Raw genomic sequence first — 21886 nt, 5'->3', positions numbered from 1 at the left:
TGACTGATGATATCATGTGAAAAATGCCAAACTATACCAAACATTCATTCTGCTGGTTATATAGAAATCTTTACTACCGTTCCTCAGCTTAATCAAAGTTTACATGACCTCATGGGCCGAAAGCAGCTAGACCATCCGCTAGTCATTCCTTTTGTAGGTCAAGAAGTTTTAGCGGATGTTTGCCGCCTGATCGCTTCGAATTTTAATCAGGCAGCAGTTGACATGTTTTTTTGCTCAACATACTCAGAGGATGAAAGGGAGAAAAGTCAACCACTCTCATTCTCGCAATTTTATTCACGAGTCCAGAACCCTGATTACATAGAAATAATGAAACACTCACTTTTTACAAGTCATATGCAGCCGATCATCACGCTTGCTGATCAGAGTATTACAGGATATGAGTTTTTAATGCGGCCAACGAGTGAAGACTTTCTTTTTTATCCGAACGAATTATTTGAAATGGCAAGACAATCTGGTTTGCAGTCATTTCTTGATAGTGCCGCTAGAATTGCTTCACTTAAAGTAAGCGCCTCTCATTTAGAAAATGGGACGAAGCGATTTATTAACTTCTTACCTTCATCCATTTATGATCCTGCTCACTGCCTTCGAACGACCTTTCAAGCAGTGAATGCTTTCAAAATTGATCCGAATGACCTTGTGTTTGAAGTAGTGGAAACGGAAAAAATTAATGAAATTGCTCATTTGAAGAAGATTTTTAAAACCTATCAACAAGAGGGAATGAAGATGGCACTCGATGATGTTGGGTCAGGTTTTGCAACAAGAGAAATATTATTAGAATTAAAACCGGATTATGCAAAGATTGATCGAAGTTTGATTTCCCACAGTGATCAGGACCCTGTTAAACAGAAGTATTTAATTGAAATGGTATCTTTATCAAAAGAGGAAGGCATTACATTGCTCGCTGAGGGGATTGAACGAAAAGAAGAAGTTGATTTTTGTAGGGAAATAGGAATCCCACTTGGTCAGGGCTACTATTTTGGACGTCCTGCAAAGGAACCTGTTACAGCTCTACAAGTATAAGTGGAGAGACATGACTAAATTCGAGGGAGTGACGCTTATGGTCAAGAGCTTCATAACTTCTCATACTATTAAGAAAAAGAAGGGCGCTCCCTTCTTTTTCTTATGGAAATTTAGACTGAAAACCGATATGCTTACGACAGATTACAAAATTGGGGTGACGGAATGTTAACGTTTTATCAACGCTATGCACGTACAGCTTTTGATATTGGACTTATCGTATTAACCGTATTTCTAATAATGTTAGTATCTAGTTTTCTATTTGATATTGCAGCACCCATTATCGTAGGGTATGTTATCTTTTTAATCATTGAACCTTTCGCACGTTTTCTACATCGAAAAGGAATAGGGAAGACAGCCGCAACGACCATTTCAACACTTTTGTTTGTTCTTGTTGTCTTAAGTGTCGTCTTTCTAGCGGGAGCTATCTTTGTTCTTCAGTTACAAAATCTAATCGGCTTAATTCCTGGATATGTTGCGAAGTTTCAAGATCAGATTATGAATTATATTGAATGGGGACAGCTTCAGATAAATGCTCTCCCACCTGACGTACTTGAAAAGGCCCGGGACTTTTCATTAACTCTTGTCGAAAAGGCTTCCTTTATGCTTACTGCATTTTTAAATAGTGTGTTTGCCTTCGTAACTTCCATCCCCACACTTGTCATTAATTTTATTGTCGGAATCGTACTTGCTTATTTTTTAAGTATCGAAATTGAAATGTGGAAACGAATTGCAGTAAAACGCACGCCGAATACGTTTAAGATTGCGTACTACTTCTTAAAGGAGAATGTATTAAGCGGTATTGGAGCGTACTTAAAGGCACAGTTAAAGCTCATAACAATTACGTTTGTTCTCGTTCTCTGTGGATTATGGATTTTGCGAGTAGATAATGCGTTTACTCTTGCACTATTATCAGCGTTTTTTGATTTATTACCGCTTCTCGGTGTTTCGGCCATTTTTATACCGTGGGCTATTTATCTCTTTGCGGTCGGCCAAACATCTCTTGCAGTATCGCTTTTAATATTGCTTGGGGTTGTCATGCTTGTAAGACAGATTATGGAGCCAAAAATCACGGGTGATTCCCTTGGTGTGTCAGCCTTTACAATTTTATCCTTTATGATTATTTCACTCTCATTATTTGGGATTTCAGGAGTTATTATTTCACCGATTTTACTCATATTGATCAAGGCTCTTTATGATCATGGGTATTTAAGTAAGTGGATTCATCTTCCTAGTGAAGAATTTTCAAATCCACAGGATAGACGGTAGGAAGGAAGAACGAATGTGAAACGAACGGGAAGTTTAATTATCGTAACGATTATTATTAGTGCTGTGATTGGCTTAATTTTAAAGCAGTCACCGGATACTTTTTCTCAGCCATTAAAAAAATCCGAAGTACCAGAGGAGTATATTGATCTCTACCGTGAAGCAGGAGATGAATATGATGTGCAATGGGAGCTTCTCGCGGCTGTCCATCGTGTTGAAACAAAATTCTCCACGATGTCGACATTAGAAAGTCCAAAAGGGGCAATTGGCCATTATCAATTTATGCCTCTAACCTGGATTGGTTGGAGTTATGGGGGCAGCCGTCTTGGTGAACTCGATAAGGATGATTTAGTGGATATTACGGATTTAGAGCTTATTCAAAAACACGGTGGATATGGAAAAGATGGAAACGGTGATGGAAAAGCGGATCCTTATAATCTTAAAGATGCGGCTTATACAGCAGCAAGCTACCTTTCAGCGAATGGAGCTAGTGAGGGAAGACTGGAAAGTGCGCTGTTTGCTTACAATCAAAGCGATGAGTATGTCGAAGAAGTGCTATCATTCTATAATGAATATAAAGAAAACGCTACAGTTGTGAAATTAGATCCTTGATTCAATGTAATGGTACAGTGCTTTCACATATGATAAAATCACGATTAGAAGGGGGCGATTGCGTGAAGATTGTTTCAATCGAACCGACTCCAAGTCCAAATTCGATGAAAATTAATTTAAGTGAAGAGTTACCAGCTGGAGACACGAGGCAGTATAAACTTGAGACTGATCTCACAAATGCTCCAGTGTATATTCAGAAATTAATGGCCGTTCCAGGCGTTAAGGGCCTTTATCATGTGATGGATTTTATTGCATTAGAACGTAATGCGAAATACGCCTGGGAAGATATTCTCCCAGGTGCAAGAGAGGCGTTCGGTGAAGTTGTTGAGGAATACAAAGCATCAGAGCAGGCTTCTGAAGATTTCGGTGAAATAAAAGTATCAATCCAAATGTTTCGTGGCATCCCGATGCAAGTGAAGCTAGAAGAAGGGGAATCTGAACAGCGCTTTGGATTACCTGAGCGCTTTATGAAAGCAGCAATGAAAGCCTCATCAGCTTCAGAGAATATGGTGATGGAGCGACAGTGGAAGGAACAAAATCCAAGGTACGGTTCACCTGAAGAAATTGGACAAGAGGTTACAGAAGAAATTGCGGCGACTTACAGTGAAGAGCGTCTTGAAGCACTTGTAAAAGCTGCATTTTCAGATCAAAGTGAATCCATTAAGCAAGAGAAAAAAGTGGTTACCCTTGCGATGCTTGATGATGCTGACTGGAAGGTCAGATACGCTGCACTTGACCGTATGGATCCAGAGCTTACTGATCTACCAGTGCTAGAAAAGGCATTGAAGGATGAAAAAGCTTCTGTACGACGCTTATCAGTCGTTTTCCTCGGTATGATCGAATCGAAGGAAGTGCTTCCGCTTCTTTATCAAGCATTGAAAGATAAGTCTGTTACAGTAAGACGAACAGCTGGAGATTGTTTGTCTGATCTAGGTTTTGTTGAAGCCATCCCCGAAATGATTGAATCGCTACAAGATCGTAACAAGCTTGTTCGATGGAGGGCGGCAATGTTCTTATATGAAGTGGGAGATGAAACGGCAATTCCGGCACTTGAACAAGCAGCAAATGATCCGGAGTTTGAAGTAAAGATGCAGGCTGGTATGGCGTTAGAGAGGATAAAAGGCGGAGAAGAAGCAAAAGGATCTGTCTGGCATCAAATGACGCAAGCAAGAAAATCAAAATAAATTCACAGGAGGTATAGGATATGAATCCATACGAAGAATATATGCGTCAGATGGCGCAGCCAATGCGTGATGAATTAACATCAGCTGGTTTTGAAGAGCTTACAACACCGGATGAAGTAGCAAGCTTTATTTCGGAGAAAAAGGGAACCTCACTTGTTTTTATCAACTCCGTATGTGGTTGTGCAGCTGGTCTCGCTCGCCCTGCCGCTCGTGAAGCGATTGAGTATGAAAAGAAGCCAGAACATCTTGTGACCGTTTTTGCAGGACAGGATCGTGAAGCAACTGGAAAAATGCGTGAATATCTAGAAGGATATGAACCATCATCACCTTCCATCGCCCTTTTAAAAGATGGTCAGGTACTTCACTTTATTCCAAGAGAAGAAATTGAAGATCATGATGTGGAAGAAATTGTAGCCAACTTGACAGGAGCTTTTGAACAATATTGTTAATGACAAAACTCCACTCATATGAGTGGAGTTTTGCTCGAGTTAATAGGAGGTTGATAAAATGGATCACGTATTTGAACTGCAAGGAAGCTGGAAGGGTGGCCTCTCTGGTGAAGGAATTGTTAGAACGGAAAACCTTACGACAGACGTCTCAATCCCATCGTCAATGGGAGGAAGTGAAAAAGGAACGAACCCGGATGAATTGCTTTTAAGCTCGTCAGCTGCCTGTTATTTTATGACGATTGGTTTGTATTTAGAACGAAATGAAATTCCTTTTGAAGATATTAAAATCTCATCTAAATTGACCGTAAGTGATAAAGGAAGGCTTCACGTTGCATCTATTCATCATTATCCAGTCATCTACCTGTCAAATGACCCTAATGAGGCAATGACTGCACGAATTCATGATATTGCCCATCGGGCAGAGGAAGGCTGTATGATTACAAGAGCGATCAAAGGAAATGTTGATGTTGTCGTAGAACCATCTATAAAAAAAGTGTGATGTTTTTCACTGAAATCGTTCATTTGTTTTGATAAGCTGACAAAACATGGCTGTCCTAACCATTTAGAACATATTATGAATCTGACCCTTTGCATTTCTTGCGAAAATCATTATAATAAGGTTTTGGAACGGAACAGTGACGGGCAAAATGGAAACAGTGAAATAAAGGAGATAGAAGCATGAATAAAGACTATCGTGTATTATTGTTTTATAAATATGTACAAATTGATCAACCGGAAGAATATGTTGAAGAACACCTTGCTTTTTGTAAAGAGCATAATCTAAAAGGAAGAATCCTTATTGCGGAAGAAGGCATTAACGGAACGCTTTCTGGAACATTTGAAGAAACGCAGCAATATATGAATATGATGCATGCGGATGAGCGGTTTGCTGACTTGTTCTTCAAGATTGACGAAGCTTCTGAACATCCATTTAAAAAGATGCACGTCCGTCTAAGACCAGAGCTAGTTACGCTTCGTCTTGACGAAAACCATGATCCAAATCAGGTCGGTGGTAAGCACTTAAAGCCTGCTGAGTGGCGTGAAGCGATGCAGCAAGATGATGTCATTATTCTTGATACTCGGAATGATTACGAGTATGATGTCGGTCATTTCCGCGGTGCGATTCGTCCAGATATTAAGAATTTCCGCGATTTGCCGGAGTGGGTACAAGAAAATCTTGCTGATCAAAAGGATAAGAAGATTCTTACGTACTGTACGGGCGGAATACGCTGTGAAAAGTTCACAGGCTGGATGGTTAATCAAGGATTTGAGGATGTGAATCAGCTTGATGGTGGTATCGTGACATATGGTCAGGATGAAGACACCAAAGGGGAACTTTGGGATGGACAGTGCTATGTGTTTGATGGCCGAATTACTGTTCCGATTAACCAAAAAGATCATGTTGTTGTTGGTAAAGATTACTTCACTGGTGAACCGTGTGAACGCTATGTTAATTGTGCAAGCCCTGAATGTAATAAACAAATTATTACATCAGAGGAGAACGAACATAAATACTTGCGCGGATGTTCGCATGAGTGTAGAACATCACCTCGCAACCGTTACGTAGCTGAACATGGTTTAACGCAAGAAGAAGTCAATGAACGCCTACAAAAATTAATGCAAGAGCATATTGAACAAGAGGTTTAATCAAAAAAGCTAGCTGTCTGCAGACAGCTAGCTTTTTATTTGTCATATCTGATTTTATTTACTTTAAGAAGATGATCCACTTTTGAAAGACGATGTTCTTCTATTTTTTCGAGGTATTGATGAAGCGTTAACTCCATTTGGCAAAGAGCTTGAAATAGGTCACGGTGCCGCAACTCGCGATTTTCTGCAGATAGGGCAGTAAAGCCTGTCAGTATGTTTGGTAGCTCAGTTGAAAGCATCCGCTTTACAACATGGCGTTCCTCAAGGTCAAGCGGCTCAAGTTCAGGTAAGATTTGCCGGAAAAGGTGAATGAGCCTTGTCGCTCTAGAATGAATAACGCCACTAATATAAGCATGTGTAGCCACTTGCTCTAAATGATTTAGCTGTTCTTTTAAAACCGGATCAATTGCTCCTTGTTCTTGCGTTGCATTTCTACCTAATAAGGCGTGATCCAATAATTTCATGCGCTGAAAAATCCCTTTAAAAAAAGGAGAACGTTTAATACTTCGTTTAATAATTTTTCCTCGATCATTAATTAAAATGGTACCCTGCTTGCATTTACCTGAATCTCGTTTTGCAATCATTTGTCGTTCCCATTGAATGTAGAACTTTTTTGGTGTAGACGAACGGTCTTTTTGGCTATCATATCCAGAAAATAAAATAAGGTTTCGTCGTATTTTTAAATAAACAGTAAATCCTCGTTCTGTACGTTTCCATTTTTGTGGCTTATTTTCTAAAGGATCGAGTTTATCAATAAATTCATCTAACAACTGTTCCGCATATGAAAGGAAGTTTGTTGTACTCGCATCCTGAAGTAGTGATGCTTCCACCGTCTTGAATTGCGGTGGTAACAGCTTTTCAAGCCACTGGGGTTCAGAAGAATCAAAAAGCCCCATGGGATTCCCTCCTGTCATTAAAGTCGATCAGCTGCATCAGATAGCTGCTTTTGTCTCGACGTTGTGCTATCCAGTTTGGTTTTCATTTCTTTGTTTAACTGATCCATTTCTAGTATGAACTTTTTACCGCTATCAATAATACGGACATTTGATTTCTCTGTAATTTCAATGGCTTCAAATACATCCTGATAGGCTTTTCGGAAGGATTCAATCGCAATGGCCGGTTTTTCAAGTGTTTTGACCGTTTCCTCCGTATTTTGCTTTAGCATTTCAGCATTTCGAAGAAGCATTGACTCTGTTGCTTCGTTAACATTTTGAACAGCGGAAATGACCTTCTGCTGGTTGCCGAGTGCTAACTGGATCGAAGCTGTAACCGTGATGATGTTCTTCGTCATCGTAACGGCATTGAAGATTGCTTCCTCTAACTTTTCATTATTTTCCATGATCAAATCGACGGAGGCCATAGACTGACGAAGAACCATGACAGCCTGCGACATATTCTTTACTCGACTAACGACTTTTTGTTGCGCTTTTTGGATCGGTAGGGGATTGTCTTTCCATTCGGTCTTAGCCGCTTCCTCATCAAGCATTGTCATGAGCGTCTGACCTAGCTCCATTTGATCTTCTAAGCCGAAAATTCGATCTCTAGCCACATCTTTAAGTTCTTTTAACATCACATTATCTTCTTGTAGCTTATCTTTACCGGTTAGAAGAGACTCAACAATGACTTCAACCTGAGATTCTACCGTTTTATATTTCTTCGCATATTGCTCAACTTCATTGCGACCCATGACGCGATTTAGCAGTTTGTTAAATTTATTTTTCTTTAAGTAAGAGGGCTCAAGTTCTGAAACGTGCTCTCTAAGTTTGTGTAGATTATCAGGTAAATCGTTATTCGGTTGATCAATCATTCCTTTAACCGGTCGCTTTAATGCTTCTAATGACTCTCCAGCATCACGCTGGGCATCTTCACCTAGCCCAGATAAGGATTGAAGTATTTTATCTGTATCATCTTCATGATAAAAGCTTTGAATAATTTCCTCAGCTTTTTCACGTTGAGAGTTAACTTTTTCAGGCTGATTACTCATATATGACACTCCTTCAATAGAATGAAATCGTTTGGGTTTACTTCCTACCATTCTATACGAATAGATTTCGCGAAAAGTTTCAAAACACCTTCAGCAAAACCTTTCCCTTTGCGAAATAAGTACAAACGTATCGCATGTAAAATAGTTGAAAGATGATGAGAGGGGTGATATGTTTTAAACGGATTTATTTTAACGTTAGGACGTGATGAAAGATGAAAAATGTAAAGCTCTACACCCAACCGGCATGTCCACCGTGCGAGTTTGTGAAAAATTATTTTCAAATGCATGGCGTCACATATGAACTGTTAAATATAAAAGAAAACCAGGCAGCGCGGAATGAGCTCATCAACGAGCACGGATCAATGTCCACGCCAACGATTGTCATTGATGATGAAGTGATTATTGGATTTGAACAAGAACGGATTGATGAACTTCTTGATCTTTCGTCTTCTAAAATGAAGGATTGATAACTTGTTGAAAGAGGGTGAATGAAATGATTGAGAAATTTGTTCGCAATGATCGTCAGAAAGAGCTCCTGGATCTAGCTAGTAAGCATCGCGCTGAGCTTAAAGAGAGCGCTGAGCAAATAGACAAGGAAGCGCGCATTCCTGACGCCATTATAGCAAGTATGAAGGATTCAGGTTTTACTTCACTGCCCATTCCAGAGGAATTTGGTGGGAAAGAACTTTCCCTTTACGAACTAGTCCTTATTCAAGAGGAGCTTGGGAAAGGCGAAGGAGCAGGTGCGTTATCGATTGGTTGGCACTTTGGTATTCTAAAAGATCTTCAAGATCGTCGACCTTGGAATGATCACAAGTATGCGGAACTTTGCATGGATGTATTGAAAGGGGCGCTTGTGAATAGAGCTCAAACAGAAGAGGAGACTGGTGATCCAACGAGAGGAGGACTGCCTGCAACGATCGCAACAGAAGTAGAGGGGGGCTATCAGCTTACTGGCCGAAAAACATTCACAACGTTAAGTCCACATCTTGACTCTGTGATTGTGAAATCGACGTTAAATGGTGTGCCAGCTGACTTCTTAGTATCAATGAATCAAAAAGGTGTATCCCTTGAACAAACATGGGAAGTTTTGGGGATGAGAGGAACGAGAAGTGATGATCTTGTCTTAACAGACGTCTTCGTTCCGTCTGAAGCTCTCCTTGAAATTTATGATAAGGAACGCAAAACGGCATCCCTTCCTCCTGCCTGGTTACTTCATATCCCCGCTGTGTATCTTGGGATTGCTGAATCTGCACGAGAAGAAGCGGTGAAATTTGTTACTTCTTATCAACCGAACAGTCTAGATATTCCATTAAAAGATGTTCCCCATATCCAAGATAAGTTTGGGCGCATATCCCTTGCACTCTTAAGTGCTCGTCACTTTCTTTATTCGGTCGCAGAGCAGTGGGATCAGTATCCAGAAGAGCGAATGAACATGCAGGGACAGCTTTTTGCTGCAAAATCGCAGGCAGTTAAAGCTGCGATGGAAGCTGTTGACCTTTCCATGCGCATTGTAGGGGGAAGGAGCTTGATGAAAAAGAATCAGTTGGAACGCTTGTACAGAGATGTTCGAGCGGGACTTCATAATCCTCCTAGTGATGAATTAACGCTACAAGTTCTTGCGATGAAGCAATTTTAAGATGAGTGTTTACTCCTTCTATAATTGGAAGGAGTTTCTTTTTGTTCTTATATGTGGATCTCATCCCTATGACTCCCTATTGTAAATATGCTGTTCTTCCTCTATCCTTTATGGCGTGTTAAAAGCTACTGAAAGGATGGGGTGTATGAAAAAGTCGGTTCTGACGATTATAATGACAAGTCTCTTTTTTACGATGTTTTCTGCTCAGTCTCATCAAGTAGGGGCGGTTACTATGATGAAGGTACCTCCGATGATCGAAGAAGAACAAACTGCAATTGCTCCTAGTGAAACGCCTGAACCGGAAACGAAGCAGGATGTGGCACTATTGCTTAACCTTCCTGTTAAAAATATGAATGATGTTAAGAAAGTAACGAAGGATCAATTTTCCGTTACCAACTATTCAATAGAAGAAATTGAAATGCTAGCCAAATTAGTTAATGGAGAAGCGAGAGGCGAAACGTTTGAAGGAAAAGTAGCGGTAGCTTCTGTAACCATTAATCGTGTTCTTTCTTCAAAATTTCCAAATAGCCTAAAAGAAGTAATCTTTGAAAGTGGCGCATATACGGCCGTATCAGATGGTCAATATGATCAGCGTCCAGGACCAGAGTCCTACAAAGCAGTCTATGCTGCACTTAGTGGACAAGATCCAAGTTCAGGTGCTTTGTTTTATTATAATCCTGATATCGCCACGGACGATTGGATTCGGACAAGGCATATTATTAAAGAAATTGGCAAACATGTCTTCACAAGATAAAATCCTCCTGACGAAGGAGGATTTTATGATATCATCGACTTGTACCCACAGTTTGATGAAGGAGTGAAGCGAAAATGACACAGAAAAAAACGTTTCAACCAGGTGAAATAGTCACAGCAGGATATAAGACAGGTAGGTATATTGGAGAGGTTGTAGACCTTAAGGATCCAAAAGCGGTTGTCAAAGTGCTTGCGGTGATGAAACACCCAACACAGGGCGATCTTCATAATCCAAAACAGCTAGATGTTCCGCTTTTCCATCAACGTAAAGCGCTGGCTCAATATGAGAAGGCTCTTGTGCCGTTATCAGCTATTAACCACTATGAAGGGGACGTTCCGAATTACAACGAATCGTTGCAAGAAGCCCTTGGTACACAAGAAGCTGAGTTAAAGCATGAAGGCGGAAGATGGGCAGAGGCTTCTCTCATTGAAATTGAAAAACTTAAAGAAGAGTATTTTCCGACAAGATAGTCTTCTTTACATCACTATTTAAATCGGGTAAGATATAGTATTGATTTAGGCTTGCAATAAGAAGTACTAAGTGAAGAAGACGTAAAGGGTGGTTTTTGATTTGCAATCAGAAGCTTCAGCATATCAAGTGCTGTTATATTATCAGTATGTAGAAATTGAAGATCCAGCTTATTTTGCTCGAAAGCATCTTAAGTTCTGTCAATCTTTGAATTTAAAAGGAAGAGTGCTTGTCGGTACAGAAGGAATTAACGGAACTGTTTCAGGAACCGTTCAGGATACTGAGCGGTATATGGAAGAACTAAAAGCTGACGAACGCTTCCACGATATGGTGTTTAAAATTGACGAAGCACATGGTCATACGTTTAAAAAGATGCACGTTCGACCTCGTGAAGAGATTGTTTCATTAAGACTTGAGGAAGATGTTAATCCGAAAGAAATCACCGGTAACTACCTTGAGCCGAAGGAGTTTATGGAAGCGCTAGAAGACGATGATGTGATTGTTATTGACGCTAGAAATGATTATGAGTATGATATTGGTCATTTCCGTAATGCCATTCGTCCTGACATTAAAGCATTTCGTGATCTTCCGGACTGGATCGAGCAGAATCTTGCCGACCAAAAGGACAAAAAAGTATTAACGTATTGCACGGGCGGAATTCGCTGTGAGAAATTTTCAGGATATTTATTAAAGAAAGGGTTCTCTGATGTTTCTCAGCTTCATGGTGGGATTGTCACGTACGGTAAAGACCCAGAAGTACAAGGCAAATATTTCGACGGTAAATGCTTTGTTTTTGATGATCGCCTTGCTGTACCTGTGAACCGTACTGATGAAGATAGGGTGATAGGGAAATGCTATCATTGCGAAGAACCGGCAGATACGTACATTAATTGTGCCAATGTAACGTGTGACAAGCTTCATATCGTATGTGATTCTTGCAAAGAAGAACATCAGCAATATTGTTCATCAGCTTGTGAGGAAGAAGTTCACATGGCGCAAATGTAACGCAGCGGATACCGCTGCGTTTTTTTTACACTTAACCAGGGTGAGGAGGTACGTAGAGGTGTGTTTAATTGCTGTAGCAATAAATGTTCATAAAAAATACCCTTTTATTTTAGTCGCTAATCGAGACGAGTTTTACGAGCGTCCAACAATGCCTGTGCATTATTGGGACGATGTACCTGGATTACTAGGTGGTCGTGATTTGAAAGCAATGGGAACATGGCTTGGTGTTACAACAAAAGGGAAAATTGCGGCGCTTACAAATTATCGAGAGCCTGGTGAAGAACCTAAGAGGCATTCAAGAGGCGATTTACCTGCTGATTACTTACGACAGAATCAAACAGCAGAGGCATATTTAAAAACCGTTCAACAAAAGAAAGATCAGTACAATGGGTTTAATTTACTTGCGGGAGATTTTAACACCCTTTATTACTATTCAAATAAGCAAAACCAAATATCCAGAGTAGAAAGTGGCATTCATGCGGTAAGTAATCATTTATTGAATACGAACTGGCCGAAAGTAGAGATGCTTAAGGAAGAGCTCACCCACTATATACGAGAAAAAAACGAACTTGATCAGGAACGGCTTTTTGAAATGCTCTCGCATGCTGATCCTGCGCCAGATCATTTATTACCTGAAACAGGGGTACCAATCGAATGGGAGAGAATGCTTTCACCGGTATTTATTTCATCTGAGAATTACGGTACAAGAGCGCAAACGATCATCACCGTTACACCGGATGGTCAAGTAACCTTTACCGAGCGAACAGGAAAGGATAAGGAAAACACGTACCAATTTATCCTGAATGAGGAATAAAGTTTCAGGTGCTGAATAAATTATGTGTTACCTGTAACTTTTCGATCTAAAATAAAGTAAGAGGTTCTAGTTTCAAAACGAGCATACAGGGGTATTGGGAGTTAATACTTATGAGGAGGGGTTTTTTTGAAAAGAAAGCGTCACTATCTTGAAGATCAGCTTTTGAGGGAATCACTTGATATGAAGGAATACCGAAAATATGATTCTGAAATGGTGACTAAAAAAAGACCAGTACTCCGTGAAAATAAAAAGAAAAAACCACTCATTCAAACACTAGTATAAGCGAGGAAGAAATTCCTCGCTTTTTTTTATGGAAAAGGGTTGTATTTTTCATAAAGCGATGATAAGATAAGTCTTGTCCTTGAAAAAACACATAAAATTAAGTGTTGACGAAGTAACGGTTTATATAGTATGATTATGAAGTCGCTGTTTAATGGAGGATTAGCTCAGCTGGGAGAGCATCTGCCTTACAAGCAGAGGGTCGGCGGTTCGAGCCCGTCATCCTCCACCATTAATTTTAAAGGTAACATAAGCGGTGCTACTCATGAAATTATGCGGTCTAGCTCAATTGGTAGAGCAAGGAGCAAGACTTCACCGAATGATCTACGACTTGTCTCGACGCAGCTTGCTTTAAAGCAAAGCTTGCAGAGGAAGAGACGACAACCTGATTAAGCTTCAATAGACTTCGCCGGTCTAGCTCAATTGGTAGAGCAACTGACTTGTAATCAGTAGGTTGGGGGTTCAAGTCCTCTGGCCGGCACCACACATGCGGGTGTGGCGGAATTGGCAGACGCGCTAGACTTAGGATCTAGTGTCTTACGACGTGGGGGTTCAAGTCCCTTCACCCGCACCATATATTATTTTCGCGCCCGTAGCTCAATTGGATAGAGCGTCTGACTACGGATCAGAAGGTTAGGGATTCGACTTCTCTCGGGCGCACCATATTACGGGGCCTTAGCTCAGCTGGGAGAGCGCCTGCCTTGCACGCAGGAGGTCAGCGGTTCGATCCCGCTAGGCTCCACCAATTATATATCGGAGGAATACCCAAGTCTGGCTGAAGGGATCGGTCTTGAAAACCGACAGGGGCTTAGTCGCCCGCGGGGGTTCGAATCCCTCTTCCTCCTCCATCTTTGCGGGTGTAGTTTAGTGGTAAAACCTCAGCCTTCCAAGCTGATGTCGTGGGTTCGATCCCCATCACCCGCTCCATTTTGTTGGCCCGTTGGTCAAGCGGTTAAGACACCGCCCTTTCACGGCGGTAACACGGGTTCGAATCCCGTACGGGTCACCAGCATCCTTTAACGAAATGATTTTTCTCAAGCATACTCAGGAGAGATGCTTTTTTTGTTGTTTTCATTTCGGTACATCTCACTTGGATACCGCATACATTGCTGTATATAAGAGAGGGGATGGACCGAATGTATTATGAAGAACATGAGCATATTGCTTACCACTATGACAACACTGATGCTTATCGCCAGCAGCCAGTAGCACCAACATCGAGCCCACCTGCATCACCGCCTCCAAGACCAATGTCTTCTGCGCAAGCAGGAACATTTGCTGTTGATCCTGGCTCAATTAGAAGATGCATGTATCGATTTACTTATATTTGGATGAGAGATGGCAATTCGTTCTGGTTTTGGCCGGTATTTGTAGGAAGTACGTCTGTATCCGGATTTCGTTGGACTGGTAGAAGGTGGGTTTATACAGGAATTAGCTTAAGAAGAATTGACATGTTTCAATGCTAAATCGTGGAGCGCTTACATGAGGCGCTCTTTTTCATGACTTCATTGTGAAAAATAGCGTAAATATCTGGCTTTTTTTAATAGATCGTGCGAAAATAAGACTAACTATTGATCTTCGAAAGTCAGGTGCACATAATGAAATTTCCTCTATGGATGAGAAAGTTATTTGTAGCATTTGTCGCTGTTATGACGTTAGGAACGGTTATTCCTACTGGATACCTGGCAGATGAAAAAAACGAGCCGTCAGAGACGTATCAGGAGGAAGGCCATCTTCTTCTCGATTCATTGGACGAGCCTTTAGGGTTATCGGAACCTACGGAAGAAGAGGCTACAGATTGGCCGACAATTGCAGCTCAAGTTCCTTCTACTGAATTACTTGCACATTTTGTCACTTATGCAAGTAGTCAGTCAGAAGAACAGGGATTATCAAAGTTTGGAGAAGCGATTTCAACTCGTGTAGGTAGCGAATATTCGGAGTCAATCGTTCCCAAAATGACAGAAGCCATTGTAGCATCTGTTGCAGATCTCGACATTGAAGAACTTAGGACGCTTCGTTTAACAGAATCACCGTCTGGCGGATATGGAGAGCGGATACTTCATGTATACAGCGAACAGAGTGGAGAAGACCTTTTGCGCTTTCACGTTCGAAGAGATCACCCACCTCAGGATGGCTACTGGTTTAACTTTCACTATCATGCAGCAGATGATAATTTTGAAGAGCATTATGAAGTAGGTAAAATTTATTGGGATAAAAACACTCCGCCTAAGTGGCTCTCTTAAGAGAGGTGCGCGGGGTGTTTTTGGTTGGAGAGTAGTAAGGGAGGATTACAGCCTAGATGGAACTTGTACAATGCATTAGAGATGTTTTTGAAGAAGAACCGCTTGTCGGTTCAGAAAACCCGTTTCAGCGAAAATTGTTTAAAGAGGGAAATTTTTATCCGGTTTACAGGGATGAACACAATAGTTGGATTACACTCGATGAAGAAGGCGAACAGCATATCATTGCAACAGGGGATTTGCTAAATGATGATTTTTGGTTCACATTTCGGTTTCGAATCGCATAAGAAAAAGCCGCAGCGTGCGGCTTTTACTTCTTTTTAGGGCGCGCGTTTTGCGGGCCTCTTTTTTTATTCATCAGAAGAGCGTCTTCGCCTTCTTTTTTGCCCTGGATCCCGGTTTTAGGATCATAAGCATTACGGTTTTTCATACAAGTGCCTCCTCTATGTGGATTCAACACTTAGTATGTCCGATTCTCCTTAAAACATCGGGTTTTCTTCGATGAACTGGTAGACGTTATCAACAAGTTCATCTGGCGTTTCACCAGTCACACGTTCGCCGTTTACAAGGCAGTACATTTCCTGGCTACATAGCGTGCAATGGCCAAGACAGGAATATTCAAGGACGTCTAGGTCCGTATCTTTTTCTAGTGTTTCCATTGCTTTATGTGAACCGCTTGAAAGATTGCTCATGCAAAATTCTACAATTGGATTCATTTCTATTCACCTCAAGTTTTCCTAACAAATTCATAACTGTTTCCATTCTACCAAGAAGGGAGGAAAATGGACAACCATTTGCATGAACGAAGAAACATATTGACTATTACTCATATAATTTGTAAGAGAAGGGTTTATTTCTTTATAATTAGGAAAAATAACATAATGAAGTCGATAGAGGAGGGTCATTATGCATAAAGCAGTTATTGTAGGAACAGGACCAGCAGGTTTAACAGCAGCGATTTACCTTGCGAGAGCAAATATGGATCCGCTTGTCATTGAAGGGCCGGAACCTGGTGGTCAGCTTACGTTAACAACTGATGTAGAAAATTTCCCCGGGTTTCCAGATGGCGTTCTTGGCCCTGAATTGATGGAAAACATGAAGAAGCAGGCGCTCCGTTTCGGTGCAACGATTGAACGCGGCTGGGTGAAGGACATTGATTTTAGTGAACGTCCTTTTAAATTAACAACGGATACGCTTGGCGACATCATGGCAGAATCAGTTCTTATTTCTACTGGTGCTTCAGCAAAGCTTCTTGGAATTCCAGGTGAATCAGAGAATATGGGCAGAGGTGTAAGTACATGTGCGACGTGTGATGGCTTTTTCTTCCGTGGTAAAAAAATCGTCGTAATTGGTGGAGGAGACTCTGCGATGGAAGAAGCCACTTTTTTAACAAAATTTGCTTCAGAAGTAACCATCCTTCATCGAAGAAAGGACTTACGTGCATCAAAAATCATGCAAGAGCGTGCACGCACAAACGAAAAAATCAGCTGGAAACTCAATGCTTCACCTATTGAGGTTGTGGCCGAAAACAATAAAGTTAGTGGGATTAAAGTGAAGGATAGTGATTCCGGAAAAGAAGAAATTGTGAAAACGGATGGTATTTTCGTTGCCATAGGCCACCGTCCAAACACAGATTTTCTTCAGGGTAAACTTAGTATGGACGATAAAGGTTACATCCAAGTGGAACCGGGAACCACCAGAACGAATGTTGCAGGTGTATTTGCATGTGGCGATGTTCAGGACTTTACTTACCGACAAGCGATTACAGCAGCAGGAACAGGCTGTATGGCTGCGATGGATTGTGAGCGGTTCTTAGAAGGAAACGCCTTTATTGATTGGAGTATGTAAACATGAAAGCGCAGGGCATGTGCCCTACGCTTTTTTAATGGATATCGATATAGTTTGAATCGTTTTGAATGCGGTCGGCTTTTGGAATTTTAATTTCAAGAATGCCGTTTTCGTATTTTCCCTTCACATTTTTCATTGAGAAGTGATAAGGCAGTTTGATTGTGCGACTCGTACTCGCATAGGAGCGTTCTTGTTTATAATACTTTTGCTTATCGTTTCGTGTTTCCTGATATTCTTTCGACTCGATTGAAATGCGCAGTCCATCTCCAAGCGGTTCAACCTTAATTTGTTCTTTTGAAATACCAGGTAACTCTGCCTCTACGATAAAAGCAGCATCCGTTTCATATAGGTCAACGCGAAACGACTGCGCAGGCAGCAGGTTGGCAAACGGCTCTTTAAAAAAATCATCAAACGTGTTCATCCAATTTTGAATAGCGGGATCTTGAAACAGTTTCGGCAATTTATCGCCTTTACCCATTTGACATTCATCCTTTCCAACATTTCTGATATACAGTATGTATGCCCATGGAAAAGGTTCCTTTTGGGTATTTTTTACAAGGGATTCCGAAGTTACTTCTCTACTTTCTTCATGTTACAATGGTCAGTAGAGAATTTAAGGAGGAGTATCATGAAGACTTATCTGCAGCTTTGCGAGGAAATTTTACATAACGGAACAAAAAAATCTGATCGAACGGGTACAGGAACAATGAGTGTGTTTGGTCATCAAATGCGCTTTGATTTGCAGGAGGGTTTTCCTGCATTAACAACAAAAAAACTTCATCTAAGATCCATTATTCATGAGCTGCTTTGGTTTTTAAAAGGGGATACGAACGTAAAGTATCTTCAAGATAATGGCGTGCGTATTTGGAATGAATGGGCGGATGAAAATGGAGAGCTTGGTCCCGTTTACGGTCATCAGTGGCGTTCATGGACAGGAGCAGACGGATCGACAGTTGATCAAATTGCAAAAGTGGTTGAGCAAATAAAAACAAATCCGAATTCCAGGAGAATGATCGTAACGGCATGGAACCCTTCTGAAGTTGATGAAATGGCTTTGCCTCCATGTCACTGTCTTTTCCAGTTTTACGTAGCGGATGGTAAACTTTCTTGTCAGCTTTATCAGCGGTCTGCTGATGTTTTTCTTGGCGTACCATTTAACATCGCTTCATATGCGCTTCTCACTATGATGATGGCACAAGTGTGTGACTTAGAGCCCGGTGAGTTTATTCATACGTTAGGCGATGCTCACATTTATAACAACCATATCGAGCAAGTTCAGCTTCAACTTACGCGTGATACGAAAGACCTTCCCAAAATGAAAATTAACCCAGAAGTGAAATCCATCTTTGATTTCTCATTTGAGGACTTTGAATTAACGGATTATCATCCTCACCCTCATATTAAAGGAGAGGTTTCTGTATGATTTCATTTCTTCTTGCAATGGATGAAAAGCAGCTAATTGGTAAAGACAACGATCTTCCATGGCATCTGCCAGCTGATCTTGCTTACTTTAAGCGAATGACCACTGGAAAGTCGATCGTGATGGGAAGAAAAACGTTCGTATCGATTGGAAGAGCGTTACCCGGACGTGAAAACTATCTGATCACGAGAAAAAATCTCGAATATGAAGGGGTTACGATCCTCCATTCAATCGAAGCCTTTCTCGATCTTACAAATCGTGAGGAAAAAGAGTGGTTCGTGATCGGTGGAGCGGAAATTTATCGGCAAATTTTGCCGTATGCGGATCGTCTATACATTACTGAAATTCATGAAACATTTAAAGGGGATACGTATTTCCCTAATTTCTCTAAAGACGATTGGAAAGAAACATCGCGAGAAAAACATGAAAGCGATGAGCGAAATCAACATGATTTTGATTTTGTAGTATACGATCGAGTCTAATGCAAAGAATCCCCCGGTGAACTTCACCGGGGGATTCTTTGATCACTACGTTTTCGGGAAAGTAAAGCCTTCGCCGAAAACATCGCGAACATCATGAACGACAACAAAAGCTTTATCATCTACTTGCTGTATCATCTTTTTAAGGAGGAAAAGTTCCTGTTTATTAATCACAACGTATAGAATATCTTTTGATTCATTGGAATAATGACCTCGTGCATTAATGACTGTAACGCCTCGGTCCATTTCTTCGCTTACTTTTTCTGCGATTGCGACGGTGCTATTTGAAATAATAGTAACGGCTTTTCGTGTATCAAATCCATCAATTAAATAGTCCAATATCTTCGTACTAATATAGATAGAAATTCCCGTGTACATCGTATTTTCAATTCCAATAACGACAGAAGAACCGAGAACGACTAGAATATCGAATACAAACATCGATGTACTAACGCTCCATCCAAAGTGCTGGTTGAGCATTCTGGCTACAATCGTAGAGCCGCCGGTTGTTCCACCGGAGCGAAGAACAAGGCCAAGTCCAATCCCGATGAACACACCTGCAAAGACAGTACCAAGCATAATATCAAGAGGTTCGCCCATTCCCTCAGTGAGCTGGATAAATAAGGAGCTAAAGAAAATGGCAAGCATTGTGTACCAAGTTACTCGTTTGTTTAGTACTTTGTATCCAATCGCTAAAAGTACAGCGTTCATTACAAAGTTCGTAATTCCCGGTGACCAATCAAGAATATAATATAGCGTCATGGAAATACCGGTTACGCCACCTTCACCTAATTCATTCGGAATCGCAAACAAGTTTACTCCAAGCGCAAAGAATAGCGATCCAATAATAATTAAAGTGATTTCTTTTCCGGTGTTATTCATTTTATCACTCCGTTCTGTTCCTGAATACGTAGGATAATATATCATATCGGATAAAGTCGAACAAGATTGTTCAACAATATTGTTCAAAAAAACAATCCATATGTTAAAATGAGGGAAAAGAAAGGTAAGGCGGGTCTTGAGATATGCGAAAAGAAACGGTCGAGCAAAAAGTATATCAGCTTATTAAGAATGCAATATTGAGGAGACAAATTGCACCCGGAAATCAGCTGTTTGAAAGTGCAATTGCAGCGAAAGTAAATGCTAGCAGAACGCCGATTCGTAGCGCCATTTCGAAGTTAGAAGCAGAGGGACTTGTCGATGTCATTCCGAATAAAGGGGCATTTATCGTTCAACCGACAATGGAAGAGATGATTCAGGCTTTTGAAATGAGAAAGGTCTTAGAAGAAATGGCAATCAGAGAAGGATACTCTAAACTAGTGAAAACACATATAGCGTTGTTAAAATCTCATACAGAGGAGATGAGTAAAGCTTTTGAAGCGGGGGACATGCTTGTATACCATGAGCAAAATAAAACGTTTCATCTTATAATGGCAAATGCGAGTGGAAATCGTTATTTGATTGATTTTATGGAGCGGATATTAAACCAAATCACCATATATATGATTTTGTATGATGTTTTTAGAGAAAACGATGAAAATGATCTCCTCGAACATCATCAAATAATCCAGCTTATCGAGATGAATGATAAGGAAAGCCTTCTTGAAGTGGTGAAGGAACACCTTAATCGTAGTTTAACAAAACTCGAGAAAGACAAGCACAAACATCAGTCGCTTACGAAATTATTCTAAAAAAAGACGAGCTTTGTATAGCTCGTCAGGCTGTCGAGAAAGTCTCGACAGCCTGTTTTTTTTATCTCTTTTCCCTCAATTATCCATTTTGTTTTGTTATCCTATAGATAGATTCTATTTAGGCGGTGATTTTAATGTTCCAATCTAGACAAAATCGACAAAACGAATTAGAAATGGTGACCATTGAAGAGCTTGTACCTGAAAACCATTTACTTCGAAAAATTGACCACTACATAGATTTTTCCTTTATTCCCGAGAAAGTACGTCCCTACTATTGTGAAGATAATGGTCGACCTTCTCTAGACCCTCTTGTGTTATTTAAAATGATGTTCATTGGGTATATTTATGGCATCCGTTCTGAGCGAGAATTAGAACGCCAAATTCAAACGAATGTCGCTTACCGTTGGTTTCTTGGCTTGAATTTAACAGACTCCGTTCCTCACCACTCCACCATTAGCTGGAACCGCAGAATGAGATTTCATGAGACGGATATCTTCCAGGAGGTCTTTGATGAAATCGTTCATCAAGCGATGAATCACCGAATGGTTTCAGGTCGCGTGCTTTATACGGACTCCACCCATTTAAAAGCAAACGCCAATAAAAAGAAGTTTTCCAGAAAAGAAGTTCACGTCGAAACCGCAGATTATATAGAAGAATTGAATGAAGCTGTGGAACAGGATCGGGCTGATCACGGAAAAAAGCCACTAAAGGATAAGGAGGAGGTGAAGAAAACCAAAGAGATTAAAGTCAGTCATACCGATCCAGAGAGTGGTTATTTGTATCGTGACCACAAACCCGAGGGGTTTTTCTATTTGGATCACCGCACGACAGATATAAAATACAACATTATTACCGACGTCCATATTACTCCTGGCAACATTCATGATTCGAAGCCTTATTTACAGCGTTTGGACCGTCAGATCAAGCGATTTGGATTTCATGTTGAAGCTGTTGGATTAGATGCCGGTTACCTTACCAGTCCGATTTGTCATGGTTTAGCTCAGCGAAAGGTGTTTGGCGTTATTGCCCATCGTCGGTATCAATCACGAAAAGGATTCATTCCAAAGTG

At 40.7% G+C, this 21886-nt stretch carries 27 protein-coding genes and 8 tRNA genes; 30 read left to right on the top strand and 5 right to left on the bottom strand.

The genetic code is table 11. The annotated features are described in order from the left end of the window. The first annotated feature begins 6 nt into the window (after positions 1 to 6). The 7 genes from PQ578_RS21615 (at position 7) to trhO (PQ578_RS21585) (ending at position 6196) form a co-directional block, all read left to right on the top strand. Entirely contained in the window at positions 7 to 1041 is a 1035-nt protein-coding gene (locus PQ578_RS21615; protein WP_273837194.1) for an EAL domain-containing protein, read from the top strand. A gap of 162 nt (positions 1042 to 1203) precedes the next feature. Beyond that, entirely contained in the window at positions 1204 to 2307 is a 1104-nt protein-coding gene (gene ytvI, locus PQ578_RS21610) for a sporulation integral membrane protein YtvI (RefSeq protein WP_273837191.1), read from the top strand. 15 nt (positions 2308 to 2322) lie between these two features. After that, positions 2323 to 2916, top strand: a complete 594-nt coding sequence (locus PQ578_RS21605) for a lytic transglycosylase domain-containing protein (RefSeq protein ID WP_273837188.1) — start codon at positions 2323 to 2325, stop codon at positions 2914 to 2916. Between the two features lie 62 nt (positions 2917 to 2978). Beyond that, complete coding sequence (locus tag PQ578_RS21600; RefSeq protein WP_273837186.1) at positions 2979 to 4100, top strand: conserved virulence factor C family protein; 1122 nt, start codon at positions 2979 to 2981, stop codon at positions 4098 to 4100. Positions 4101 to 4120: 20 nt separating this feature from the next. Continuing rightward, the gene (locus PQ578_RS21595) at positions 4121 to 4549 is read left to right on the top strand and encodes a BrxA/BrxB family bacilliredoxin (protein ID WP_273837185.1); all 429 of its coding nucleotides are present in this window, start codon (positions 4121 to 4123) and stop codon (positions 4547 to 4549) included. Positions 4550 to 4607: 58 nt separating this feature from the next. Further along, entirely contained in the window at positions 4608 to 5048 is a 441-nt protein-coding gene (locus PQ578_RS21590; RefSeq protein ID WP_273837182.1) for an OsmC family protein, read from the top strand. 179 nt (positions 5049 to 5227) lie between these two features. Further along, positions 5228 to 6196, top strand: coding sequence for an oxygen-dependent tRNA uridine(34) hydroxylase TrhO (gene trhO / locus PQ578_RS21585; RefSeq protein ID WP_273837178.1), 969 nt, complete (start codon positions 5228 to 5230; stop codon positions 6194 to 6196). A 35-nt stretch (positions 6197 to 6231) separates the two neighbouring features. On the opposite strand, the gene PQ578_RS21580 is transcribed toward trhO (PQ578_RS21585), so the two are convergent. Further along, entirely contained in the window at positions 6232 to 7092 is an 861-nt protein-coding gene (locus tag PQ578_RS21580) for a hypothetical protein (protein WP_273837176.1), read from the bottom strand. 17 nt (positions 7093 to 7109) lie between these two features. Next, on the bottom strand, positions 7110 to 8180 hold the full coding sequence (locus PQ578_RS21575; protein WP_159782487.1) for a toxic anion resistance protein: 1071 nt from the start codon (positions 8178 to 8180) through the stop codon (positions 7110 to 7112). 212 nt (positions 8181 to 8392) lie between these two features. Here PQ578_RS21575 and PQ578_RS21570 point away from each other — a divergent pair, with 212 nt between their 5' ends. The 18 genes from PQ578_RS21570 (at position 8393) to PQ578_RS21485 (ending at position 15666) form a co-directional block, all read left to right on the top strand. Further along, the gene (locus PQ578_RS21570) at positions 8393 to 8647 is read left to right on the top strand and encodes a glutaredoxin domain-containing protein (RefSeq protein ID WP_273837173.1); all 255 of its coding nucleotides are present in this window, start codon (positions 8393 to 8395) and stop codon (positions 8645 to 8647) included. Between the two features lie 26 nt (positions 8648 to 8673). After that, a complete protein-coding gene (locus tag PQ578_RS21565; protein WP_273837171.1) occupies positions 8674 to 9819 on the top strand; it encodes an acyl-CoA dehydrogenase family protein in 1146 nt (381 codons plus the stop codon). 145 nt (positions 9820 to 9964) lie between these two features. Then, the gene (locus PQ578_RS21560; protein ID WP_273837169.1) at positions 9965 to 10573 is read left to right on the top strand and encodes a cell wall hydrolase; all 609 of its coding nucleotides are present in this window, start codon (positions 9965 to 9967) and stop codon (positions 10571 to 10573) included. Positions 10574 to 10647: 74 nt separating this feature from the next. Further along, complete coding sequence (gene kapB, locus PQ578_RS21555) at positions 10648 to 11043, top strand: kinase-associated lipoprotein KapB (RefSeq protein ID WP_273837167.1); 396 nt, start codon at positions 10648 to 10650, stop codon at positions 11041 to 11043. Between the two features lie 100 nt (positions 11044 to 11143). Then, on the top strand, positions 11144 to 12046 hold the full coding sequence (gene trhO / locus PQ578_RS21550; RefSeq protein WP_273837165.1) for an oxygen-dependent tRNA uridine(34) hydroxylase TrhO: 903 nt from the start codon (positions 11144 to 11146) through the stop codon (positions 12044 to 12046). A 58-nt stretch (positions 12047 to 12104) separates the two neighbouring features. Continuing rightward, positions 12105 to 12860, top strand: a complete 756-nt coding sequence (locus PQ578_RS21545; protein ID WP_273837163.1) for an NRDE family protein — start codon at positions 12105 to 12107, stop codon at positions 12858 to 12860. A gap of 126 nt (positions 12861 to 12986) precedes the next feature. After that, positions 12987 to 13142, top strand: a complete 156-nt coding sequence (locus PQ578_RS21540) for a hypothetical protein (RefSeq protein WP_273837161.1) — start codon at positions 12987 to 12989, stop codon at positions 13140 to 13142. Positions 13143 to 13295: 153 nt separating this feature from the next. Continuing rightward, positions 13296 to 13371, top strand: a tRNA-Val gene (locus PQ578_RS21535). A 176-nt stretch (positions 13372 to 13547) separates the two neighbouring features. Further along, a tRNA-Thr gene (locus tag PQ578_RS21530) sits at positions 13548 to 13623 on the top strand. A gap of 5 nt (positions 13624 to 13628) precedes the next feature. Beyond that, positions 13629 to 13713, top strand: a tRNA-Leu gene (locus PQ578_RS21525). Between the two features lie 12 nt (positions 13714 to 13725). Further along, positions 13726 to 13802, top strand: a tRNA-Arg gene (locus PQ578_RS21520). A gap of 6 nt (positions 13803 to 13808) precedes the next feature. Next, positions 13809 to 13884: transfer RNA gene (locus tag PQ578_RS21515), tRNA-Ala, on the top strand. Positions 13885 to 13894: 10 nt separating this feature from the next. Further along, positions 13895 to 13987, top strand: a tRNA-Ser gene (locus PQ578_RS21510). 5 nt (positions 13988 to 13992) lie between these two features. After that, positions 13993 to 14066: transfer RNA gene (locus PQ578_RS21505), tRNA-Gly, on the top strand. A gap of 7 nt (positions 14067 to 14073) precedes the next feature. Continuing rightward, positions 14074 to 14148: transfer RNA gene (locus tag PQ578_RS21500), tRNA-Glu, on the top strand. Positions 14149 to 14275: 127 nt separating this feature from the next. Further along, positions 14276 to 14605 carry a transporter gene (locus PQ578_RS21495; protein ID WP_273837159.1) on the top strand — a complete coding sequence of 110 codons (330 nt, stop codon included), beginning with the start codon at positions 14276 to 14278 and terminating at the stop codon, positions 14603 to 14605. Between the two features lie 132 nt (positions 14606 to 14737). Beyond that, entirely contained in the window at positions 14738 to 15382 is a 645-nt protein-coding gene (locus tag PQ578_RS21490; RefSeq protein WP_273837157.1) for a YpjP family protein, read from the top strand. A 56-nt stretch (positions 15383 to 15438) separates the two neighbouring features. Continuing rightward, the gene (locus tag PQ578_RS21485; RefSeq protein ID WP_098443573.1) at positions 15439 to 15666 is read left to right on the top strand and encodes a hypothetical protein; all 228 of its coding nucleotides are present in this window, start codon (positions 15439 to 15441) and stop codon (positions 15664 to 15666) included. Between the two features lie 192 nt (positions 15667 to 15858). Here PQ578_RS21485 and PQ578_RS21480 read toward each other — a convergent pair whose 3' ends face one another. Continuing rightward, the gene (locus PQ578_RS21480) at positions 15859 to 16095 is read right to left on the bottom strand and encodes a YuzB family protein (RefSeq protein ID WP_098443574.1); all 237 of its coding nucleotides are present in this window, start codon (positions 16093 to 16095) and stop codon (positions 15859 to 15861) included. Positions 16096 to 16285: 190 nt separating this feature from the next. Here PQ578_RS21480 and trxB point away from each other — a divergent pair, with 190 nt between their 5' ends. After that, positions 16286 to 17227: a thioredoxin-disulfide reductase gene (trxB, locus tag PQ578_RS21475; RefSeq protein WP_273837156.1), complete on the top strand. Its 942-nt coding sequence runs from the start codon at positions 16286 to 16288 to the stop codon at positions 17225 to 17227. A gap of 34 nt (positions 17228 to 17261) precedes the next feature. Here the strand turns inward: trxB and PQ578_RS21470 are convergent, their stop codons facing one another. Continuing rightward, positions 17262 to 17705, bottom strand: a complete 444-nt coding sequence (locus tag PQ578_RS21470; protein ID WP_098443576.1) for an Hsp20/alpha crystallin family protein — start codon at positions 17703 to 17705, stop codon at positions 17262 to 17264. 150 nt (positions 17706 to 17855) lie between these two features. On the opposite strand from PQ578_RS21470, the gene PQ578_RS21465 reads away from it, so the two are divergent. Both PQ578_RS21465 and PQ578_RS21460 read left to right on the top strand, forming a co-directional pair. Then, a complete protein-coding gene (locus tag PQ578_RS21465; RefSeq protein WP_159782499.1) occupies positions 17856 to 18650 on the top strand; it encodes a thymidylate synthase in 795 nt (264 codons plus the stop codon). Further along, a complete protein-coding gene (locus PQ578_RS21460; RefSeq protein ID WP_273837151.1) occupies positions 18647 to 19129 on the top strand; it encodes a dihydrofolate reductase in 483 nt (160 codons plus the stop codon). Before PQ578_RS21465 ends, PQ578_RS21460 begins: the two co-directional genes overlap by 4 nt. 45 nt (positions 19130 to 19174) lie before the next feature. Here PQ578_RS21460 and PQ578_RS21455 read toward each other — a convergent pair whose 3' ends face one another. After that, on the bottom strand, positions 19175 to 20008 hold the full coding sequence (locus PQ578_RS21455; RefSeq protein ID WP_098443579.1) for a YitT family protein: 834 nt from the start codon (positions 20006 to 20008) through the stop codon (positions 19175 to 19177). A gap of 143 nt (positions 20009 to 20151) precedes the next feature. Between PQ578_RS21455 and PQ578_RS21450 the strand changes: the two genes are divergently transcribed. Continuing rightward, the gene (locus PQ578_RS21450; protein WP_273837149.1) at positions 20152 to 20817 is read left to right on the top strand and encodes a GntR family transcriptional regulator; all 666 of its coding nucleotides are present in this window, start codon (positions 20152 to 20154) and stop codon (positions 20815 to 20817) included. 134 nt (positions 20818 to 20951) lie between these two features. Further along, on the top strand, positions 20952 to 21886 hold a 935-nt coding region (locus PQ578_RS21445), incomplete at its 3' end, for an IS1182 family transposase (RefSeq protein ID WP_273837147.1).

Source organism: Guptibacillus sedimenti, assembly GCF_028610665.1.
In the GTDB taxonomy this organism is placed as follows: Bacteria; Bacillota; Bacilli; order Bacillales; family Guptibacillaceae; genus Guptibacillus; species Guptibacillus sedimenti.
Note: the sequence above shows the minus strand (reverse complement) of the source record. Positions and strands in the feature narration are given on the sequence as shown.

What these genes read in the sequence shown, in the direction of transcription:
- PQ578_RS21615 (WP_273837194.1), top strand. Translation starts at nt 7, where the DNA reads ATGATATCATGTGAAAAATGCCAAACTATACCAAACATTCATTCTGCT.
- ytvI (WP_273837191.1), top strand. Translation starts at nt 1,204, where the DNA reads ATGTTAACGTTTTATCAACGCTATGCACGTACAGCTTTTGATATTGGA.
- PQ578_RS21595 (WP_273837185.1), top strand. Translation starts at nt 4,121, where the DNA reads ATGAATCCATACGAAGAATATATGCGTCAGATGGCGCAGCCAATGCGT.
- PQ578_RS21590 (WP_273837182.1), top strand. Translation starts at nt 4,608, where the DNA reads ATGGATCACGTATTTGAACTGCAAGGAAGCTGGAAGGGTGGCCTCTCT.
- trhO (WP_273837178.1), top strand. Translation starts at nt 5,228, where the DNA reads ATGAATAAAGACTATCGTGTATTATTGTTTTATAAATATGTACAAATT.
- PQ578_RS21580 (WP_273837176.1), bottom strand. Translation starts at nt 7,092, where the DNA reads ATGGGGCTTTTTGATTCTTCTGAACCCCAGTGGCTTGAAAAGCTGTTA.
- PQ578_RS21575 (WP_159782487.1), bottom strand. Translation starts at nt 8,180, where the DNA reads ATGAGTAATCAGCCTGAAAAAGTTAACTCTCAACGTGAAAAAGCTGAG.
- PQ578_RS21570 (WP_273837173.1), top strand. Translation starts at nt 8,393, where the DNA reads ATGAAAAATGTAAAGCTCTACACCCAACCGGCATGTCCACCGTGCGAG.
- PQ578_RS21565 (WP_273837171.1), top strand. Translation starts at nt 8,674, where the DNA reads ATGATTGAGAAATTTGTTCGCAATGATCGTCAGAAAGAGCTCCTGGAT.
- PQ578_RS21560 (WP_273837169.1), top strand. Translation starts at nt 9,965, where the DNA reads ATGAAAAAGTCGGTTCTGACGATTATAATGACAAGTCTCTTTTTTACG.
- kapB (WP_273837167.1), top strand. Translation starts at nt 10,648, where the DNA reads ATGACACAGAAAAAAACGTTTCAACCAGGTGAAATAGTCACAGCAGGA.
- PQ578_RS21495 (WP_273837159.1), top strand. Translation starts at nt 14,276, where the DNA reads ATGTATTATGAAGAACATGAGCATATTGCTTACCACTATGACAACACT.
- PQ578_RS21490 (WP_273837157.1), top strand. Translation starts at nt 14,738, where the DNA reads ATGAAATTTCCTCTATGGATGAGAAAGTTATTTGTAGCATTTGTCGCT.
- PQ578_RS21485 (WP_098443573.1), top strand. Translation starts at nt 15,439, where the DNA reads ATGGAACTTGTACAATGCATTAGAGATGTTTTTGAAGAAGAACCGCTT.
- PQ578_RS21480 (WP_098443574.1), bottom strand. Translation starts at nt 16,095, where the DNA reads ATGAATCCAATTGTAGAATTTTGCATGAGCAATCTTTCAAGCGGTTCA.
- trxB (WP_273837156.1), top strand. Translation starts at nt 16,286, where the DNA reads ATGCATAAAGCAGTTATTGTAGGAACAGGACCAGCAGGTTTAACAGCA.
- PQ578_RS21470 (WP_098443576.1), bottom strand. Translation starts at nt 17,705, where the DNA reads ATGGGTAAAGGCGATAAATTGCCGAAACTGTTTCAAGATCCCGCTATT.
- PQ578_RS21465 (WP_159782499.1), top strand. Translation starts at nt 17,856, where the DNA reads ATGAAGACTTATCTGCAGCTTTGCGAGGAAATTTTACATAACGGAACA.
- PQ578_RS21460 (WP_273837151.1), top strand. Translation starts at nt 18,647, where the DNA reads ATGATTTCATTTCTTCTTGCAATGGATGAAAAGCAGCTAATTGGTAAA.
- PQ578_RS21455 (WP_098443579.1), bottom strand. Translation starts at nt 20,008, where the DNA reads ATGAATAACACCGGAAAAGAAATCACTTTAATTATTATTGGATCGCTA.
- PQ578_RS21450 (WP_273837149.1), top strand. Translation starts at nt 20,152, where the DNA reads ATGCGAAAAGAAACGGTCGAGCAAAAAGTATATCAGCTTATTAAGAAT.